We start from the raw sequence: 19914 nt of genomic DNA, 5'->3' as shown, positions 1-19914 counted from the left end.
CACGATGCCGACACAATCGCGCCTTAGCGCGAGCCCCGCGGGGGGGGGAAACCGCATGGATCCAGGGGCCGACAGGGAGCCTCGCGCGACGATGGACCGGTGCGCCAACCAGCGCCGCGGCGTCGCCCCATGCCTCTTGCCGCGAACAGACAAGAGGACATCATGCGCTCACCGAAATCGTTCCTGCTCGCCACCGCCGCCACGGGCCTCGTCGCGCTCGCCCAGCCGGCGCTGGCGCAGACCGTGCCCGCCGCCGCGACCGACACCCCCGTCGCGAGCGACACGGGCGAGGGCCTCGGCGAGGTCGTGGTCACCGCGGAGCGCCGCAGCGAGTCGATCCAGCGCGTGCCCGTCTCGGTCGCGGTGGTCAGCGGCGACGACCTGCGCACCTTCCAGTCGGGCGGCGAGGACGCGCTGGCGCTCGCCGGCCGCGTCCCCGGCCTCTACGCCGAGACGACCACCGGGCGCATCTTCCCGCGCTTCTACATTCGGGGTCTCGGCAACATCGACTTTTATCTCGGCGCGTCGCAGCCGGTGTCGATCATCCAGGACGATATCGTGCTCGAGCACGTCGTGCTGAAGTCGAGCCCGGTCTTTGACGTTGCCGATATCGAGGTGCTGCGCGGCCCGCAGGGCTCGCTGTTCGGGCGCAACACCACTGCGGGCATCATCAAGTTCGACACGATCCGCCCGGGCCAGGCATGGAGCAGCCGCTTCAATGCTTCCTACGGCAGCTACAACACGGTTACCTTCGACGGCGGCGTCGGCGGGCCGATCGTGCAGGACAAGATCGCGATTCGCCTCTCCGGCCTGTACCAGCACCGCGACAATTGGGTCGACAACACGTTCACCGGCACCGGAGCGGACGGCACGCGCGGCGGGCGCGATCAGCTCGGCGGCTTCAACGAGCGCGATGCGCGGCTGCAGCTGCTGTTCACGCCCACCGAGGACCTGTCGATCAACGTCTCGGGTCACGCGCGCTCGTACGAAGGCACGTCGACGATCTTCCACCGCGGCGCGCTGCTGCGCGGGCAGAACAACATCAACCGCGAGCCGCGCGACCAGATCGCGCTCGACGAGGCCGACGGCAACCCGCAGGCCTACAAGACCTATGGCGGGTCGGTGAACGCCGCCTGGGATTTCGGCGCGGCGACCCTGACCTCAATCACCGGCTATGAGACCACCTCGGGCTACAGTCGCGGCGACACCGACGGCGGCGCCGCGGCCAATTTCGGTGGCGTCGGCTTCGGCCAGAGCGAGGGCCGCATCCGCGATCTCGATCAGTGGACGCAAGAGCTGCGCCTCGCCAGCAACGGCGACGGCGCGTTCAAGTGGCAGTTCGGCGGCTTCTATTTCGACAGCCGCGACGTCACCGATTTCTACCAGCGCGGCTATTTCCTGCTGCCGACCGCCACCGGCTACAATCCCAACAATTGGGTGCGGCTGCACAACGTCAACACCAGCTGGGCGGTGTTCGGCCAGGCGAGCTACCGCCTCGCCGACCGGCTGACGCTGACCGCCGGCGCACGCTACACCGAGGATGACAAACGCACCGAGCTGGTCCGCTCGGGCCGCAACGCGGCCGGCACCGTTGATACGTTCCCGGCGGGCGCGGCGCGCAGCGTCAAGCTGAGCGGCAAGGAGCCGAGCTGGGACGCGTCCGCGCTATACGAGCTCGACGCCAACAACAGCCTCTACGCACGCGTCGCGCGCGGCTTCCGCGGGCCGACGATCCAGGGGCGCTCGGCGGTGTTCAACACGCCCTTCACCACCGCCGACTCGGAGACGATCATGTCGTACGAGGCGGGGGTCAAGTCGCGGCCGTTCAGCAACCTGCGCTTCAACGCCACCGCCTTCACCTATCGCGTCGACGACATCCAACTCAACGGCAACGACGCCAACGGCAACGGCGTGCTGTTCAACGCCGATCACGCCAATGCTTATGGGGTAGAGGCGGAGCTGGAGTGGCGGCCGATCCGCAACATCACCTTCTCGCTCGGCGGCAGTGCGATCCACACCGAGATCAAGGACAAGCGCGTCTACGCGCAGGTCTGCGCCTTCGGCGGCGTCGTCACCTGCACGGTCGAGGATCCGACGATCACGCGCGCCATCTTCGGCGCGCCCGCGGTGCTCGCGCAGATCGACGGCAACCCGCTGCCCAATGCACCGCGCTGGCAGCTCGACGCCGCGGTCCGTTATGACATCCCGCTGACGAACAACGGCAATCTGTTCGTTTCGAGCGATCTCAACGTGCAGGGCTACACCAATCTGGTGCTCTACAAGACGCGCGAGTTCTACGCCGACGGCAATCTCGAGCTCGGGCTCAAGCTGGGCTACACCACCAGTGACGGGAAGTATGAGATCGCCGCGTTCGCGCGCAATCTTACCGACGAGAAGAACCTCAAGGGCGTGATCGAGAATTACAACGCCGCCGTGTTCAACGAGCCGCGCGTGGTGGGCATCTCACTCGCCGGCCGCTTCAACTGAATATGATGCGGGAGGGGGCGCCGGCTCCCTCCCGGTCTGCACGCTTCGGGTGATCGACGCCCACCCGTGACCGTCACGCCGGCGTAGGCCGGGGTGACAGTATCCCAAGTAACGCCCTCCCCCGCTCCTGTCACAAGGTCGCAACCCAGTCCGGCAGCTCGCCGAGCCGCGCAAGCTGGCGGAAGCGCGGGTGCGCCGCCGGTGCCGCGGCGGCCTCGTGGCTCCACGCCAGCGGCTGGGGAATGTACGCGCCCCAAGCCCCCGCCTCCAGCGCGGGCAGCACGTCCGAGCGCATCGAGTCCCCTGCCATCACCGCGCGTTCGGGCGCGCAGCCGTAGCGGTGGAAGACGCGGACGAATGTGTCGGCGCTCTTGTCGCTGACGATCTCCACGCCGGTGAACAACTGCCCCAATCCAGATGCGGCGAGCTTCACCTCCTGGTGGAGTAGGTCGCCCTTCGTCACCAGCACCAGTCGTGCCGCGGCGGCGAGTCGCTCCAGCGTGTTCGCGACGTCGTCGAGCAACTCGACCGGGTGGTCCAGCAAGGTGCGCCCGATCTCGAGCAGCCGTCGCACGCTCGCGGCCGGCAGCTGATCGCCGGCGAGCTCGAGCGCGGTCTCGATCATCGACAAGGTGAAGCTTTTCGCGCCATAGCCATAGTGCCGCAGGTTGCGCACCTCGATCGCCTCCATCCGCGCGCGCGCCGCCGGCGCCTCGGCATAGGGTGCCACCAGCTCGGCGAAGGCGTGCTCGGCCGCGGCGAAGAAGCGCATGTTGTGCCACAGCGTGTCGTCGGCATCGAGGCACACGAGGTCGATGGTCATGGTCGGTCTCCGCCGCTGCCCTTAAGCGAGCGGGCGTGCCACGTCAGCTGGGATCGTCCGACCGGCCCCGCCCGCGATGGGCGCGGCGCCTGGATCGTGCATCGGGGGTCGCGCGTTAAACCCGCATGACCGAGCACAACGACCGCACCGCCGATCCCGAGCATCGCCGAAAGCCGGCGTTCGACAAAGACGAAGGCCTTTCCGGCCAAGGCTATGCCCGCGATGACGAGGCGCGGCTGGGCGAGCAGATGCCGTCCGGCTCGGTCGCGCCGCGCGCGTCCGCGGTGCACGAGTCCGACCCGGCGGTGCCACCGGACAACGGCCGCCGCGCCTCGTTCGACCCCGTTACGGGTGAGGTACGCGGCAGCGGTGCCGGCGCGGGTGGCGGCAACCCCGGCGAGGATTTCGAGGAGGATCGCACCGGCGGCGACGGTCAGCCGCTCACCGGAAGGGGCGCTGGCCAGCCATAAGGGCATCGGGCGGCCTGATCGCCCCCGCCTCGCCGAGCCGGCAACAGCGTCGCTTCGCAGCGGTGTCAGGCGGCGTCGCGTAGCGCGCCAACCGCGCGCTCCAACGCGTCGTGATCGAGCGTCGCCCACGGACCCGCAAGCGTCTCTTCCAGCGCACCGGCGAGCGCGCCGAGCCGCTCGCGCCCGAACAGACCGGCGGTGCCCGCCATCTTGTGCAGGCCGTCACGGATCGACGCGAGCGCCGCCTCCTCGGGCGGCTCGCCTCGTCCGAGCACGTCGAGCGCGGCGAGCGTCGCGGCGGTGCGCGCGTCGAAGCGGGCGCGCAGTGCGGGACTGATCGCCGCCCGAGGTCGCGCGGCTGACGCGGTCGGCGCAATTGTCCGCGCAAAATGCGCGACGGCAGCGGCGAGTTCGTCCGCGCGGAGCGGCTTGGCGACATGCCCCTGCATTCCCGCGGCGCGGCACGCCGCGACGTCGTCGGCGAAGGCGTTGGCGGTGAGCGCCACCACGGGCAGCGTCGCGGCGTCATGGCCCGCGGCGCGCAGACGCCGCGTCGCTTCGAGGCCGTCCATGACCGGCATCTGCATGTCCATCAGCACCAGCGCGAACGGACGCCCCGCCGCGACGGCCGCCTCCACCGCCGGCAGGACCTCACTGCCGTCCGCGACCAGGGTCGGCTCCAGCCCGATCTGGCGCGCCACCGCCAGCACCAGCGCCTGGTTGATGTCGTGATCCTCCGCGATCAGCACGCGCGCGCGCTGCGCGTCGGGGGCGATCCCGTCGAGCGGCGGTGCGCTCTCCCCATTGTCGGCGATCGCGGCGCGCAACGGCAGATCGAGCGTGAAGGTGGAACCGTCACCGGGCACGCTGGCGACTTTAAGGCCTCCCTCCATCAGCGTCGCCAGTCGGGCGCTGACCGCCAGCCCCAGTCCGGTGCCGCCGTAACGCTGCGCGGTCGTCGCATCCGCCTGCGCGAACTCGGCGAAGATGGCGTCGAGCCGCTCCGGCGCGATGCCGATCCCCGTGTCAGCGACGCTCACGCGCAGCCGGTCGCCCGCTACCTCGGCCGCCAGCGTCACGCCGCCCGTCGCGGTGAACTTGATCGCATTGCCGAGCAGGTTGAGCACGATCTGGCGCAGCCGCAGTGGATCGCCGGTCACGCGTGCGGGCACCGCAGGCGAGAGATGAAGGCGCAGCGTCAGCCCCTTCTGCTCCGCCCCCGCCGTCATCAGCCCGGCGCAGCGGCGGAGCACATGGCGAAGGTCGACCACTTCCTCGCTCAACCGCATTTCGCCGGCCTCCACCTTGGCGAGATCGAGAATGTCGTTGAGCAGGCGCATCATCGCGCGTCCCGAATCCGCCATCAGCTCAAGATAGCGCCGCTGCTCCGCGGTCGGCGCGGTGGCCAGCAGCAGGTCGGTGAAGCCCAGCACGCCGTTCATCGGGGTGCGTATCTCGTGGCTCATGTTGGCCAGGAAACTCGATTTCGCCTGGGTCGCCACCTCCGCGTTCGCGCGCGCCGTGTCGAGCGCGAGTTCCAGCTGCTTGCGCGCCGTGATGTCGCGTACCGCCGCGATCACGCCGCGGGGTGTACCGCCGTCCGCGTCGACGAGCGCGCGCGTGCTCGCCTCCAGCCAGCGCGTCACACCCTCCGCCTCGAAGGTGATCTGGCGGCACGTCACCACCTCGCGGACGCTGTCGCCGGCGAGCAATCGCGCGAAGCTCGCGCGCACCGCGGCGCGATCACGCGTGTCGACGAACCGGTCGAGCGGCTCGCCGATAAGCACTTCCGGCGACACGCCGAAGGTCTCCTGCGCGGAAGGAGACGCATAGAGGCAGATGCCGTCCTGGCCGAAGCGGAGCACCGCGTCGGTCGCGTTGGTGGCGAGCAGTTCCAGTTCCGCCTCGGCGCGCTCGCGCAGCTTGATGTCACGCTCGAGCTGGAGGTTGGCATGTTCCAGCTCGGCCAATTGCCGGCGTCGCTCGCGCAGCACGAAGCCCGCCAGCAGCAGCAGCAACGTGCCGCTCGCGATCGTGCTGGCATAGCCGAGCCGTTCCAGCCGTGCCGCGCGCGCCGCACGCGCCACCAGCAACCGTTGCTCGGAACCGCGCACCTGTTCGAGCGCGGCGACGACGGCGGCGGTGCCGCGCTTGCCCGCGGGAGAGGCGGTGAGCGCGACCGCGCCCGCGACGTCGCCGGCAGCGCGGCGGCGGACCACGTGCGCCATCTCCGCGAAACGCTGCGTCAGTCTCGTCCGCAGCTCGATGACATGTTCATGCTGGACCGGATTGTCGGCCACCATCCGCTCGAGCCGCGCCAAGGCGGGACGCGCACGCGCCACCGCCAGCGCATAGGTGCGGCGCTGCGCCTGATCCCCGGTCATGACATAGCCGCGCCGATTGATCTCGGCGCGCATCGCGTGGATCTGCACCGCGTCGAGCGTCGCGCCCACCTCGAACGTGTGCTGTACCCAGGCGAGCGCGGCGCGACTCTGCGCCCACAGCAGCGCGGCACTGCCGGCGCAGGTCAGCAGCAGGACGAACCCCGCGACGAGCGAGAGACCCGACGTGAGCAGCGTATGGGGTGGACGACGGCGCATCGCATGGCGCTAGCGGAACGTGGTTACCATCCCGCTAGCGACGCCTGAACGAGTTGTTGAGGCCCGCGTGCTAGGCAGGGACGAGGATGAACCGGGTGGAACATCATGCGTCTCTGGTCGACACGACGGATGCCCGAGCGCGCCACCGACTGCGCCGGCCCCGCGGCGCGTGCGCCCCGCGTCAATTGGGAGCTGGTGGCGGAGGAGCTTGACGAGATCGCCGCCGCCGCGGCGGGACTGATCGCCACCCCCGCCGCGCTGGTGACGATCGTCGCCGATCGCCTGTGGGTGGCGGGCCGGTTCAACACCCGATTGCGCAGCCTCGACCAGGACGAATGCATCTGCGCGCACGGGCTTGCCGAGCCGGATCGCGTGCTGTGCATCCCCGATCTGCGCGCCGACGCCCGGTTCGCCCAACTGGCCATCGCGCATGGTCCCGAGGCGATCCGCTTTTACGTCGGGGCGCCGCTCGTCGCCTCGACCGGCTCGGCGTTCGGCATGTTGTGTGCGGTGGACGAGCGCCCGCGCGCGGCGCCATCGCAGGCACATTGCCAGGCGCTCCAGCGGCTGGCACGCGCTGCCACGGCGCGACTGAATGCGGTCGCCGTGCCGTGTAGCGCGACATCGCCAGCCTGAACCCTGCGCCGGTGAGCGCCGCCGGCACCGCCGCGAGCAAGAGCGCTCGCGCGCCCCTCCCCCGCGGTATCGCAGACGCAGGCGGCACGGGCGCTCTGTTTATTTTCGTTGCGCTCACCCGCCGGCGCAGCGCGGCACCGCATCGGCCGTTGTTCCCGGCGATGCAGACTGTTCTTGACCGCGCCGTCCCTGCCGAGGAGCCGCGCGACGTCCCCGCCGCCCCGCCCGTCCTATGGATTGCGCTCAGCCTCGCGGGTCTGATCGGCGTCGTGTTGCTGGCGCTGCTGGTTGGCAGTGGCGCGCCGCTCGCCTGGGACCGCGCAATCATGCTGGTGCTGCGCATGCGCGGTGATCTGGCGCAACCGATCGGTCCGGCATGGCTCCACGCCGCGATGATCGACATCACCGCGCTCGGCAGCGGGACGGTGCTGACGCTCGTGGTGGTTGGCGTCAGCGGGCTGCTGCTGGTGCGCCGCCTGTGGCTTACCGCGGCGCTGGTGGCGACGGCGACGATCAGCGGGTCGGTGATCGCGGCGCAGGCGAAATATTTGGTCGGCCGACCACGCCCGGAGCTGGTCGACCACCTCGTCCAGGTCACCGGGCTGAGCTTCCCGAGCGGGCATGCGACCAACAGCGCGCTGGTGTATCTGACCCTCGCCGGCCTCGTGGCGCAGGTGGCGCATGGGCGCGCGGTACGCAGCTACATCTTCGCCGTGGCGGTCGTGCTGACCGGCCTCATCGGCATCAGCCGCGTCTATCTCGGCGTGCACTGGCCGTCGGACGTGCTGGCGGGCTGGTGCGCCGGCACCGGCTGGGCCGCTCTATGGTGGTGGCTCGGCGCGACGCTGCGGCGCTCGCTGGCGCGATAGCGACCCGCGGCCGGACACCTCCCCGCTCAATCGCCGCCACGATACGACGGGGTTACTCGCCGACGCCCGCGAGCAGCCGTCGCGCCGCGGCGAGGTGCGGCGCGTCGACCATGCGACCGTCGAGCTGGAGCGCGCCAGCGCCAGGATGTGCCGCGAACAGCGCGACGATCCGTCGCGCGGCTGCCAGTTCCGCCTCGCTCGGCGTGAAAGCGGCGTTGATCACCGCCACCTGCGCGGGATGGATCGCCATCATGCCGGTGAAGCCGTCGCGTCGCGCGCGCGCCGCATACGCCGCTAGCCCGTCCAGGTCGCGGAAATCGGGATAGACCGTCTCGATCGCCGCCACGCCGGCAGCGTGCGCGGCGAACAGCGCAAGCGCGCGCACCACCTTGTACGGTTCGGTATAGCTGCCGTCGGGCTCGCGCGATGACAGCGCGCCGATCGCGGCGGGCAGGTCCTCCGCGCCCCAGGTCAGCCCCGCCAGCCCGTCGCCGTCATAGTCGCCGAGCGCGAAGACGGCGCGCGGCGTCTCGGTTGCGATCGGCAGCACGCGATAGGCGCCGGGGAGCGCCGTGCGGAGCGCCGCGACCGAAGCGCGCCCTTCCGCCTTCGGCAGCACGATTCCGGTCAGCGGCGCACCCGACAAGGCGACGACGTCCTCGGCGAAGGCGGCGGTGCCGATCGGGTTGACCCGCACCAGCAGCGCGGGGCCGGCAAGCGCGCGGTCCAGCAGCGCGCGCACCGCGGCCCGCGCCGCCGGCTTGGCGGCAGGCGCGACCGCGTCTTCCAGATCGAGGATCAGCGCGTCGGCACCGAGCGTCAGCGCCTTGTCCATCCGCTCCGGCCGGTCGCCCGGCACGAAGAGGAGCGAGCGTAACGTCACCGCGCGCGTTCGGCGAGCTGGCGCTCCCACGCCAGCGCGTCGCGCACGATGCCCTCGAGATCGTCGCGCCGCGGCGCCCAGTCGATCGTGCGCAGGATCGCGCTGTTGTCGGCGACCAGCTCCGCCGGGTCGCCGGCGCGGCGGCCCTCCATACGGCGCTCGATCGGATGGTTGGTGACGCGGTCGACCGCGTCGAGCACCTCGAGCACCGAGAAGCCACGGCCATAGCCGCAGTTAAGCGTGTGGCTTTCGCCCGGCTGATCGATCAGCAGCTTGAGCGCGGCGACATGCGCTTCGGCGAGATCGCTGACATGGATATAGTCGCGCACGCCGGTGCCGTCGCGCGTGGCAAAATCGGTGCCATAGACCGACACCGCGGCGCGCTTGCCCGTCGCCGCCTCGACCGCGATCTTGATGAGGTGGGTCGCGCCGACGGTGGACTGGCCGCTGCGCCCCTGCGGATCCGCGCCCGCGACGTTGAAATAGCGCAGGCAGCAGTGATTCATCGGATGCGCCGCGGACACGTCCTTGAGCATATATTCGGTCATCAGCTTGGACATGCCGTACGGATTGATCGGCCGCGTCGGATCGCCCTCGCCGATAGGCACCTGATCGGGCGTGCCATAGGTCGCGGCCGTGGACGAGAAGATGAAGTGCGGCACGCCCTCGGCGACCGCGCTCTCGATCAGGCTGCGCGTCGCCGCGGTGTTGTTGCGGTAATATTTGAGCGGGTCGCTGACCGACTCGGGCACCACCACCGAGCCGGCGAAATGCATGATGGCACGCACATTGTGCTCGCGGATCACATCGCGGACGCGCGCTTCCTCGACCGCGACGTTGACGAAGGCGGCGCGCGGATCGACCGCCCAGTCGAACCCGGTGACGAGATTGTCGATGACGACGACGTCATAGCCGGCGTCGAGCAGCGCGAGTACCGCGTGGCTGCCGATATAGCCGGCGCCCCCGGTCACCATCACCTTGCCGTCGAGCGTCGCGTCCTGCGTCAATGCCTGTCTCCCTTGCCGTTGCCGCCGCCTAGCGGCTTCCTACATGACTAGCAAAGGAGACGTTATTCATGACGGACTATGCGACGCTGGCGGGTGGCTGCTTTTGGTGCACCGAGGCGGTGTTCAAGGACGTGATTGGGGTCGAGAGCGTCGAGAGTGGCTATATCGGCGGTCACGTGCCCAACCCCACCTACAGGCAGGTGTGCGGCGGCGATACCGGCCATGCCGAGGCGATCCGCATCGGCTTCGATCCGGCGCAGGTGAGCTATGCCGACCTGCTCGACATCTTCTTCGCGACGCATGATCCGACGCAGCTCAACCGCCAGGGCAACGACGTCGGCACGCAGTATCGCTCGGCGATCTTCCCCGAGACGGTGATGCAGGAGGAGCAGGCCAATCAGGCGATCGCGCGCGCGCAGGAGACGGTGTCAGGCAAGATCGTGACCACGATCGAGGCGTTCGGCGACTGGTATCCGGCGGAGGGCTATCACCAAGATTATTGGGAAACCTCGGGCCGGTCGAACCCCTATTGCATGGCGGTGATCCCGCCCAAGCTGCAAAAGCTGCGCAAGAGCTTCGCCGCCCGCAGCAGGGCGAGCGCGCCGGCGGCGTAAGGGAGCCGCGGACTCTCCGGGATGAGGAGGTCGTGGTGCGCGCGGGCCGCCGATCTGATGGCCGAGCTCCTCTCTCCGTCATCCCGAACTTGTCACGGGATCCACTCTTCCGCGTGAGCAACGCCTTGCGGCTATGCGGAACGCTGGATCCCTGACCATGTGCGGGATGACGAAAAGGGTAGCGGCCGAGCTTCGCGCAGGTGCCGCGGTTGCAGGAACGCGCCGCGTGCGCCTACCGCCGCGCCGCGCGTCGCAGCCGGTCATTGATCGCTACGCCCACGCCAGCCTCGGGCACCGGCGCCACCGCGATCCGCGCGCGCGCGCTCGCGTCGGCGCGGTGGAGCGAGTCGAACAGCCGAGCCGCCGCCTCGACCGGGTCGCCCGCTGCCGACAGCGTGTCGTCGCCCGCCACTGCACCGTAGCCGATGAGCCACTCGTCGACCTCGGCGACCACCGCCTCCAGCCGCAGCGGCTTGCGCGGCGCATAATGCATTGCGAGCTGCCCCGGCGCGCTCACATGCGCGGTGCTGCCCGCCGTCACCGGCAGCACCGCGCTCAGCATCTCCGCGGTGACCGGACCGGGGCGCAGGATTGTCCGACCCACCACGATCGTCGACTCCACCCCGGCTTCGGTCGCGCCGTCGTCGAGGATCAGCGGGATCGCCGCGCCGAGGCTCGCCGCGACATGCTCGGCGCGGGTCGGGCTGATCGCGTTGCTCGCGTTGGCCGAAGGCGCCGCCAGCGGGGCGCCACTCGCCACCAGCAACGCGCGCATCGCGCGATGCGCCGGCACGCGCAGCGCGATCGTATCGAGACCGGCGGTGACGAGCGATGCCACCCCCGCCCCCGCGCGCAGCGGCAGCACCAGCGTCAGCGGCCCCGGCCAGAAGCGCGCCGCCAGCGCCCGCGCGTCGTCGTCGAACACCGCCAGTGCCTCCGCCGCGGCAAGGTCGAGCACATGGACGATCAGCGGGTTGAAACTGGGCCGCCCCTTGGCTGCGTAGATCCGCGCCACCGCGCGCGAATCGCGCGCGTCCGCGGCGAGCCCATAGACCGTCTCGGTCGGCACCGCGACGATCCCGCCGGCACGGATCGCCGCCGCCGCCGCGTCGGTCGCGGCCGTGCCGTAGCGTCGGATCTCGGGGAGTTGAGCGCTCATCGCGGCAGGTATAGCGAGGGCGCACAGGAGAGAGAAATGACCTTCGTGCCCGCTATCGCCGACCAGCGCTTCGTGCTCGACCATGTCGTCAAACTGGACGAGATCACGCGGCACGAGCGCTTTGCCGCCGCCAGCGCGGACACGGTCGAGGCGGTGCTCGAGGGCATCGGCGCCTTCGCCGCAGGCGAGTGGGCGCCGCTCGCCACGCTGGGCGACCGCATCGGCGCACGCTGGACAACGGAGGGCGTGGTGATGCCCGACGGCTTTCGCGACGCCTACCAGGCCTATGTCGACGGCGGCTGGGGCACGATCGGGGTCGACGAGCGCTGGGGCGGCCAGGGCCTGCCCTTTGTCGTCCAGGCAGCGGTGCTGGAGACGCTCGGCACCGCCAACATGGGGTTCGCGCTCGCGCCGATCCTCACGGTCGGCGCGATCGAGGCGCTGGCGCATCACGGCTCGCCCGAGCAGCAGGCGACCTATCTCCCCAAGCTCGCCACCGGCGCGTGGACCGGCACGATGAACCTGACCGAGCCGCAGGCGGGCAGCGACGTCGGCGCGCTGCGCACCACCGCGATGCCGCGCGGCGACGGGACCTATTCGATCACCGGTACCAAGATCTTCATCAGCTTCGGCGACCATGATCTGACCGACAACATCGTCCACCTCGTGCTCGCGCGCACGCCCGATGCGCCGGTCGGCACGCGCGGCATCTCGCTGTTCCTGGTTCCCAAGGTCCGCCTCGATGGCACGCCCAACGACGTGCGTACGGTCTCGATCGAGCATAAGCTCGGGCTGCACGCATCACCCACCTGCGTGCTGTCGTTCGGTGACCAGGGCGACTGTGTCGGCGAGCTGATCGGCCCCGAGTTCGGCGGGATGCGCGCCATGTTCACGATGATGAACAACGCGCGGCTCAACGTCGGCGTGCAGGGCGTGCAGGTCGCCGAGGCAGCGACGCAGAAGGCGGCGGCCTATGCGCGCGACCGGGTCCAGGGCGCGCGCAACGGCGCGCCCACGGCGATCGTCGAGCATGCCGACGTGCGTCGCATGTTGCTGCGGATGAAGGCGCAGACAATGGCGGCGCGCGCGCTCGTCTATCACGCCTGCGGCCAGGTCGATCGCGCGACGCTCGGCGACGCCAAGGCGCGCGAGCGACTCGAGCTTCTGACCCCGCTCGCCAAGGCGCATGCCACCGATATCGGCAACGAAGTCGCCAGCCTGGGCGTGCAGGTCCACGGCGGTATGGGCTATGTCGAGGAGACCGGCGCGGCGCAATTCTTCCGCGACGCGCGGATCACGCCGATCTACGAGGGCACCAACGGCATCCAGGCGGCCGATCTGGTCGGGCGCAAGCTGTCGCTTGCCGATGGCAACGCCTTCGCCGGCCTGATCGCCGACCTGCGTGACGGTTCGTGCCATCGCGCGCTGGTGCGGCTGGTCGATGCCTGCGATATGATCAGGCGGCGTTTGCAGGGCGCGAGCGCGGACGATCGCCAGTCGGCGAGCTATCCCTTCCTGACGATGCTGTCGGTCGCGGTGAGCGGCTGGCTGATGGAGCGTCAGGCCAACGTGCCCGCGGCGGACACGGTGAAGCACGCAGCCTGCGCCTTCTACCTCGATCAGATCGTCCCCGAGGCGCTCGGGCTGGAGGCGGCCGCGAGCGCCAGCGCCGACGTGCTGTACGCCCTTCCTGCGAGCGCGTTCTAGTCTGACCGGGAGCGAACAGGGGGCTTGGCGATGGAAAGCTCCCGTTCCTCGCAATTCACCCTGCCGGGCGCCGGGGTCAGTTGGGAAGGTCCGTGTGAGTCTCCGTATCGTCCCCACCTGGGCCCAGCGTCCGCCGCGGCACGCTCAAGGAAAGGCGCTGCGCTACCGCCGACGTCGCGGACACCTGAGCTCCTGCCAGCCGCTCAATCCCCCGAGGAGCACCCGCCGGCCGGGTTCGGCCCTGCCCCTTCCGGGTACCAGCGCGCCACCTCACGCTCCTCGTCATAATAGCAAACGGCGGCGGCGCGCGCGTCCGGCGACAGCGCCACCGCCCAATTGTGCGGCCCACAATTGTGCGGCTCGCAGCCATAGGACAGCACGCGCCCGTTGACCTCGGCGATCGGCGTCGCGGTGACATCGGTATCGAGCACGCGCGCGCGCACGGTCGCGTCGGGCACCACCGCCGCCACGGCGTCACGAACTGTGGGGTCAGCGAGGAAGCTGCCGCCGCCCTCCACCGCCTCGGTCGGGTAGTGGCCGACGTAGCGCGCCAACGTCTTCGCGGGCGAGGCCACGACACGCGGCGACGGGCTCGGCGACGCGGCGGGATGGGTGTTGGCGGGCTGCTCGGGCTGCTGCTGGCAGGCAGCCAGCGCAACACAGGCGGCAACAGAGATCAGGCGTCGCATCACTGCAACAACGCCTCAGCCGTCGACTCGTTCGAGCAGGTCGGTGGCGTCGAGCCCGAGCAGGTCGATCCGCTCGCGGATGCGCGGCCATTGATGCGCGACGAAATCCTCACGCTCGGCGCGCCGCAGCCGCTCCGCCGCGCCGGCGAGCACGAACATGCCCACGCCGCGCCGCACCTCGACATAGCCGTCGTCCTGGAAGCTCTGATAGGCCTTGGCAACGGTGAGCGGGTTGGCGCCATGCTCCGCCGCAAGCGCGCGCACCGAGGGTAGCTGGTCCCCCGCCGCATAGTCGCCGCGCAGGATCGCCGCTGCGATCGTGCCGCGCAGACGGAGATAGACGGGCGAGTCGTCGCTGCTGAGCGCTGCCATGCTGCTGTAATACACTATAGGACGTGATTGTCGAGCCGTAGCGGCCGCGCTCAATCGTCCTCGGGCTGGAGCAGCGCGACGATCGGCTCCTGCGGATGCGCCGCATCATGGAGCTGGCGCAGACGCTCGAGCTGGTGGCGCGAGGCGGCGATCACCGCCGCGGCGGCGAGCGCGCCGGTCCGGTGGAGCGCGAGGATCGCGGCGTCGTCGAGCGCGTCCAAGGCGCGCTCGTCGATCGTGTAAAGGCCGTCCAGCACATGCTCGCGCGCGTCGGCGTGGCGCAGCACGACGCGGAGCGGACGCAGCAGGCGATGCCGCGCGAGTTCCCCCGCCAGCGCGCGCGCGGCGGCGACATCGTCGACCAAATGGCGCAGCGCGGCGGGTACGTCGGCAAGCAGTGCCGACGGCACGTCACCGTCGAACAACGGCGTGCCGCGCTCGCCGAGCGACGGATCATCACGATCGATCGCGACTCCGCTGCCGTCCTCGACCAGCCGGAACGCGCCGAGCAGCACCGCCTGCGGCATGTAGGTGGCGTGGAAGCCGCCGGATGCTGCAAACAGATTGTCGTCTTCCAGCGCCATCAGCGCGACCAAGCTGAATTGCCCGGTCGCGCCGTCCTTGACGAACGCCAGCGGCATGTCGACGGCGGCGAGCGCAATCTCGCCGCGCCCGAGCTGCGCCAGCTGGCGTCCCCTACCCGCCGCCGCGGGGTCGAAGCGGAGCGTGCCGTGCCGGTGTGGGTCGAGTACGACGATCCGGCTCATACCGCCTGTAGGCCGTGCTCGCGCACCGCGCGCAACAGGTCGCGATGGCGCGGCAGGCGCTGCGTCGCCTCCTGTCGCAGCCGCTCGTTGCGCGCGACGTAGCGGCGCGCCAGCGCGCTCTCGGGCGCGGCGCGGTCCACCGCGGCATAATGCGCGTCGAACTGCATGCCGTGCAGGACATATTGGTAGCTCGGCCAGGAGAAGACCTCACGCGCATGGTCGAAGTCCTGCGGCGCGGGCGGGTGGGTGCGCCACAGCTCCAGCCGCTCCGCCAGCCCGTCGGGCCAGGTGGCGGGGGAGGCATTGTCGCGCCAGAAGTCGGAATCGGTCCGCTTGGTGATCGCGTAGTGGAGCTTGAGGAACTCGATGATGCGCGCCCAATGGTGCGTGAAGGCGGCATTGAACTGGTGCGCGGCGAGCGTCATCGCACCGCGGGTGCGCGGCAGCCGGTCCGCGATCGCGTCCATCGAGGCTTCGATCAGCATCAGCGCGGACGCTTCCAGCGGTTCGATGAAGCCCGCCGATAGTCCGACCGCGACGCAATTGTTCTGCCAGAAGCGCTCGCGATGGCCGCCGTCGATCGTGATGCGGCGGGCGGTGAGCGAGTCCGCAGCGGGGCCGATGTAGCGGCGCAGCGCGGCCTCGGCGGCATCGTCGCTGGTGTGCGCGCTGCTGTAGACATGGCCGACGCCGCGGCGGGTCCACAGCCCGATGTCCCAGATCCACCCCGCCTCCTGCGCGGTGGAGATGGTGTGGCAGGCGATCGGCGCGTCCTCGCTGTCATAGGGCACCTGCATCGCAATGGCGCGATCGGCAAAGAGGACGTCGCCGCAACGGCGGAACGGCACATCGTACACGCCGCCGATCAGCAGCGCGGCGAAGCCGGTGCAATCGACGAACAGGTCGCCTGGGACCGTGGCGCCGTCCGCGAGGACGAGCGCGGAGATGTCGCCATTGTCGGCCTGCTCGACGCGGGCGACGTCGCCGATGACGTGCCGCACGCCGAGCCGCTCGACCGCGTGGCGGTGGAGCAAGGTGGCGAACTTGCCCGCGTCGAGATGGTAAGCGTAATTCGCCTGGCCGACCCACTCGGGCATGGTGATCGCCTTGGGAGCGAGCCCCTCGTCACAGAGCGTGGCCTGAAAATCGACCCAGGTGGCAAAGTTCGCCGCGGCGGGCGCCTCTGCCTGCGCAAGCCAGTGCGGCGCAAGGTCAAGCTCGGTCGCACCCGCGGGCGGATTGAGCGGATGGTAATAGCCCTCGCCGGGTGAATCGTCGGTCCAGCCGGCGAAGCGGGCGCCTTGCTTGAACGCCGCATCGCAGCTCCGCACGAACTCGGTCTCGGAGATGCCGATCTTCGCCAGCGTGTTGCGCATCGTCGGCCAGGTCCCCTCGCCGACCCCGACAGTGGGGATGCGCGCCGACTCGACGAGCGTTACCGCGACCTGGCTGCCGGTGCGCTGCGCCTGCGCGGCGAGCCGGCATGCCGCGATCCACCCGGCCGATCCGCCGCCAACGACCACGACTTGCCGCACCGGCTTTTGATCATGGCTTTGAATGTCAGACATATTTGCCCCGAACCTCTCCGTACGGTGATGTACACCGCCAATGCAATCGATCCCACTTGTATTTGTCGGATATATACGTGACACTTCGCCAACAAGCACTCGCATAACAAGCGTGGCGGTAAAGTGGGGAGGATGACGATGGCGACCAGCTTTCGGCAAGTGGCAGCGCGTACTTTTTTGTTTTCCGGTGGCATGGGATGCGCGATCGGCGCGCTGATCGCCGCAACCCCCGTACTGGCGCAGGACACGGCAGCGACCGCCCCAGCCCCTTCGGCACCGCCCAGCCAAGTCGATAGCAACGGCGGGGCAGACGATATCGTCGTCACCGGCATCCGCGCCAGCATCGCTTCCTCCGCCGCGCAGAAGCGCGATGCGGTCGGCATCCTCGACGCGATCTCGTCGGAAGATCTCGGCAAATTCCCGGACGCCAACGTCGCCGAATCGCTCCAGCGTATCCCCGGCGTCGCGATCGATCGCACCAACGGCGAGGGCGCGCAGGTCAGCGTTCGCGGCCTCGGTCCGGCGTTCAACACCGTGCTGTTCAACGGCCGCAGCTTCGCCAGTGACAATTACAACCGCGCCTTCTCGTTCGACCTGATCCCGGCCGAACTGATCAGCGGCGCGCAGGTCTACAAGACCGCGCAGGCGCCGTTGCAGGGCGGCGGTATCGGGGCGACGATCAACGTGCAGACGCCGCGCCCGCTCGCGCTCAACGGCTTCAAGGCGATCGTCACGGGCAAGGCGCTGTACGAGAAGAATAGCGACAAGTTCACGCCGCAGGGCTTCGGGCTGATCAGCAACACCTTCGCGGACGGCAAGCTCGGCCTGCTCGCTTCGGTCTCGTACCAGCGCCGCATCGCGCAGATCGCCTCGATCAGCAACGACGGCTATCTGCCCAACAGCTCGATCGGGCCGAACAGCGCACCAATCGCGACCGGCGTGTACGCGCCGCGCAACTACAACGTGAACCAGTCACGTGACGATCGTACCCGTCTCGGCGCGACGCTGGTGGCACAATATCAGCCGACCGACGAGCTGACCTTCACGCTCGACGGCCTGTACAACAAATTCAAGAGTGACACGAAGACCCGCGCACTAGGTGCCTGGTTCGAACCGACCAGCTACACCGCCGCCACGATCGACGAGAACCGCACGGTCACCTCGCTCACCACCAATGGCAACGCCGACTTCATCTCCTCGGGCGCGCTGCGGGAGACCACCACTTGGGAGGGCGGCTTCAACGCCGAGTGGAACCCGGCCAACAACTTCAAGATGGTGATCGACGCCGCTTACTCGCGCGCCAAGAACGCGGGCGGCGGCGGCTCCTATTTCACCGTGATCGGCACGGCGACGCCATACTCCTTCACCCAGGCGGAAGGGAACGGCATCCCTACGGTCAACGGCTTCGCGGACGGCGTGCTGACCAATCCGGCGCTGGGCCGCACCCATATCGCCGGGATCAGCGGCAACGACGTCACCGAGAAGGTCCAGGAATATCGCTGGAACAACGAGTGGAAGCCTGCGCTCGGCGTGCTCCAGACGGTGCGGTTCGGCCTGATGAGCACCACCCGCGACAAGAGCAACGTCGCGGTCACCTCCGGCGACGATGTCGGCTGCGTCTATTGCGGCTATCCGACGCTCGCCGATCCTTCGCTGCTGTCGCCGTTCACGGTGAAGGGGCTGGGCGCTCCCAAGGGCTCGGCACCGACCACCTTCCTCACTTATGACGCGTTCCAATATCTCAACTTCCTGACGAGCCCGGCGTCCACCTCGGCGCTCGACGCGAAGTACAATCTGGCGCCGGGCACCACCGCCGCGCGCTATGCCGCCACCAACGGCTATGCAGTGGCGCCGCAGCCCGGCACGCGCGTGAAGGAAACGGTCTGGGCGAGCTACGCCGACGTTGATTTCTCCGGCAATCTCGGCAGCATGCCCTGGCTCGTCAACGTCGGCGCGCGGTATGAATATACCGAGGTGACTTCGTCGGGTAGCCAGCGCCAGCTCGTCGACCTCACGCCGACGCAGGGCAGACCGCCGACTGACCCGACGATCTACGTCGGCGTATTCGCCAGCCCGACTGGTACGCCGGTGTCGAAGAAATCGTCATACAGCAACTTCCTGCCCGCACTGAACGCGCGGCTGAACTTCACGGAGCAGCTCCAGGTCCGCTTCGCCGCCTACCAGACGCTGACTCGCCCGGCGATCGGCGATCTGGCGCCGAGCCTCGACATCGGCACGCTGCGACCCGCGACGCTGACCGCAACCGGTGGCAACCCCGACCTGCGGCCCTACAAGGCGAAGAACCTCGATCTCTCGCTGGAATGGTATCCGACGCGCACCACCACGCTGTCGGCGGCGGTGTTCTACAAAAAGGTGGACGACTTCATCATCCAGCTGTTCGGCGACGAGCTGTTCCCGATCGCCAACGCCGGCAACGCGCAGGGCGTCGGCCTGCCGGTCGGCGGGCTGATTGTCGACGCCAACACCGCGCGCTTCAGCGTGCGCCGGCCGCGCAACGCGCAGTCGCTCGACATCAAGGGGCTGGAGCTCAACCTCGTCCACACGCTCGACTGGCTGCCCGGCGTGTTAAGCGGACTCGGCATCCAGGCCAACGCCACCTTCGTCAGCACCAACCGCGACTTCGACGTCAGCCAGATCGGTCAGTCGTTCGCCGCGGAAGGCATCGGCAATTCGCAGAATGCCACGATCTTCTACGAGAAATATGGCGTCTCGGCGCGGATCGCCTACAACCGCCGCGAGCGCTTCCTGCGCGAACTCGCCGGGGGCGCCGGCAACGAGCCGATCTTCGTGCGCGATTACGGCCAGTTCGACGGCAGCGTCGCGGTGAACGTCACGCCGTTCGCGCAGGTGTTCGTGGAGGGCACCAACCTGTTCAACGCCAAATATTACACGACCGGCCGGTTCGACAACCAGCTGCTGCAATACCAGAACTTCGGCCCGCGCTACGATGCCGGCGTGCGCTTCTCGTTCTGATCGCGGCCACCCGCATCGGTCCTACCCGGGCCGGTGCGGGCGCTGGCCGAGCGCGCGAATGGCGCTTGCCCGGCAACCGCGAATCGGTTAGGCGCGCCTGACCTCTCCGGGCACAGGCCGGAATGCGGGTGTAGCTCAATGGTAGAGCAGAAGCTTCCCAAGCTTACGACGAGGGTTCGATTCCCTTCACCCGCTCCACCGCGACGATCGCGTTTATTCCGCCTTACCAGTCGTTAAGCAGCTGCTGTTAGCATCTCCGCCAACACCAG

The 19914-nt window shown here is 69.3% G+C and carries 16 protein-coding genes and 1 tRNA gene; 8 read left to right on the top strand and 9 right to left on the bottom strand.

Annotated elements, in window-relative coordinates:
- The first annotated feature begins 162 nt into the window (after positions 1-162).
- A complete protein-coding gene (locus ACMGDM_RS17815; RefSeq protein WP_436805473.1) occupies positions 163-2487 on the top strand; it encodes a TonB-dependent receptor in 2325 nt (774 codons plus the stop codon).
- A gap of 130 nt (positions 2488-2617) precedes the next feature.
- Here ACMGDM_RS17815 and ACMGDM_RS17810 read toward each other — a convergent pair whose 3' ends face one another.
- Positions 2618-3310 carry an HAD family hydrolase gene (locus tag ACMGDM_RS17810; protein ID WP_436805472.1) on the bottom strand — a complete coding sequence of 231 codons (693 nt, stop codon included), beginning with the start codon at positions 3308-3310 and terminating at the stop codon, positions 2618-2620.
- A 125-nt stretch (positions 3311-3435) separates the two neighbouring features.
- Here ACMGDM_RS17810 and ACMGDM_RS17805 point away from each other — a divergent pair, with 125 nt between their 5' ends.
- On the top strand, positions 3436-3780 hold the full coding sequence (locus tag ACMGDM_RS17805) for a hypothetical protein (protein ID WP_436805471.1): 345 nt from the start codon (positions 3436-3438) through the stop codon (positions 3778-3780).
- A gap of 65 nt (positions 3781-3845) precedes the next feature.
- Here ACMGDM_RS17805 and ACMGDM_RS17800 read toward each other — a convergent pair whose 3' ends face one another.
- Complete coding sequence (locus ACMGDM_RS17800; RefSeq protein ID WP_436805470.1) at positions 3846-6380, bottom strand: hybrid sensor histidine kinase/response regulator; 2535 nt, start codon at positions 6378-6380, stop codon at positions 3846-3848.
- 105 nt (positions 6381-6485) lie between these two features.
- Here ACMGDM_RS17800 and ACMGDM_RS17795 point away from each other — a divergent pair, with 105 nt between their 5' ends.
- Both ACMGDM_RS17795 and ACMGDM_RS17790 read left to right on the top strand, forming a co-directional pair.
- Positions 6486-7016: a GAF domain-containing protein gene (locus ACMGDM_RS17795; RefSeq protein WP_436805469.1), complete on the top strand. Its 531-nt coding sequence runs from the start codon at positions 6486-6488 to the stop codon at positions 7014-7016.
- 161 nt (positions 7017-7177) lie between these two features.
- Complete coding sequence (locus tag ACMGDM_RS17790; protein ID WP_436805468.1) at positions 7178-7885, top strand: phosphatase PAP2 family protein; 708 nt, start codon at positions 7178-7180, stop codon at positions 7883-7885.
- 52 nt (positions 7886-7937) lie between these two features.
- Here the strand turns inward: ACMGDM_RS17790 and ACMGDM_RS17785 are convergent, their stop codons facing one another.
- Entirely contained in the window at positions 7938-8768 is an 831-nt protein-coding gene (locus ACMGDM_RS17785) for an HpcH/HpaI aldolase/citrate lyase family protein (RefSeq protein WP_436805467.1), read from the bottom strand.
- Positions 8765-9742: a UDP-glucose 4-epimerase GalE gene (galE, locus tag ACMGDM_RS17780; protein WP_436805522.1), complete on the bottom strand. Its 978-nt coding sequence runs from the start codon at positions 9740-9742 to the stop codon at positions 8765-8767. Before galE ends, ACMGDM_RS17785 begins: the two co-directional genes overlap by 4 nt.
- A gap of 101 nt (positions 9743-9843) precedes the next feature.
- On the opposite strand from galE, the gene msrA reads away from it, so the two are divergent.
- A complete protein-coding gene (gene msrA / locus ACMGDM_RS17775) occupies positions 9844-10389 on the top strand; it encodes a peptide-methionine (S)-S-oxide reductase MsrA (RefSeq protein WP_436805466.1) in 546 nt (181 codons plus the stop codon).
- 232 nt (positions 10390-10621) lie between these two features.
- Here the strand turns inward: msrA and ACMGDM_RS17770 are convergent, their stop codons facing one another.
- Positions 10622-11548: an L-threonylcarbamoyladenylate synthase gene (locus ACMGDM_RS17770; RefSeq protein ID WP_436805465.1), complete on the bottom strand. Its 927-nt coding sequence runs from the start codon at positions 11546-11548 to the stop codon at positions 10622-10624.
- A gap of 36 nt (positions 11549-11584) precedes the next feature.
- Between ACMGDM_RS17770 and ACMGDM_RS17765 the strand changes: the two genes are divergently transcribed.
- Positions 11585-13255 (top strand): acyl-CoA dehydrogenase family protein, encoded by a 1671-nt coding sequence (locus tag ACMGDM_RS17765; protein WP_436805464.1) that lies wholly within the window; start codon positions 11585-11587, stop codon positions 13253-13255.
- A gap of 203 nt (positions 13256-13458) precedes the next feature.
- Here ACMGDM_RS17765 and ACMGDM_RS17760 read toward each other — a convergent pair whose 3' ends face one another.
- The 4 genes from ACMGDM_RS17760 to ACMGDM_RS17745 are packed head-to-tail and all read right to left on the bottom strand — an operon-like array spanning position 13459 to position 16651.
- Entirely contained in the window at positions 13459-13944 is a 486-nt protein-coding gene (locus ACMGDM_RS17760; protein ID WP_436805463.1) for an Ivy family c-type lysozyme inhibitor, read from the bottom strand.
- A 15-nt stretch (positions 13945-13959) separates the two neighbouring features.
- Complete coding sequence (locus ACMGDM_RS17755) at positions 13960-14316, bottom strand: GntR family transcriptional regulator (protein ID WP_132909601.1); 357 nt, start codon at positions 14314-14316, stop codon at positions 13960-13962.
- A gap of 50 nt (positions 14317-14366) precedes the next feature.
- Entirely contained in the window at positions 14367-15083 is a 717-nt protein-coding gene (locus ACMGDM_RS17750; RefSeq protein ID WP_436805462.1) for a SapC family protein, read from the bottom strand.
- Positions 15080-16651: a tryptophan halogenase family protein gene (locus tag ACMGDM_RS17745; protein ID WP_436805461.1), complete on the bottom strand. Its 1572-nt coding sequence runs from the start codon at positions 16649-16651 to the stop codon at positions 15080-15082. Before ACMGDM_RS17745 ends, ACMGDM_RS17750 begins: the two co-directional genes overlap by 4 nt.
- Before the next feature lie 138 nt (positions 16652-16789).
- Between ACMGDM_RS17745 and ACMGDM_RS17740 the strand changes: the two genes are divergently transcribed.
- The gene (locus ACMGDM_RS17740) at positions 16790-19645 is read left to right on the top strand and encodes a TonB-dependent receptor (RefSeq protein ID WP_436805460.1); all 2856 of its coding nucleotides are present in this window, start codon (positions 16790-16792) and stop codon (positions 19643-19645) included.
- Positions 19646-19769: 124 nt separating this feature from the next.
- Positions 19770-19843 (top strand) — tRNA-Gly (locus ACMGDM_RS17735).
- Positions 19844-19914: the final 71 nt, after the last annotated feature.

It is taken from the genome of Sphingomonas larreae (assembly GCF_051400595.1).
GTDB lineage: Bacteria > Pseudomonadota > Alphaproteobacteria > Sphingomonadales > Sphingomonadaceae > Sphingomonas.
This window is presented reverse-complemented; position numbering and strand designations above follow the sequence as displayed.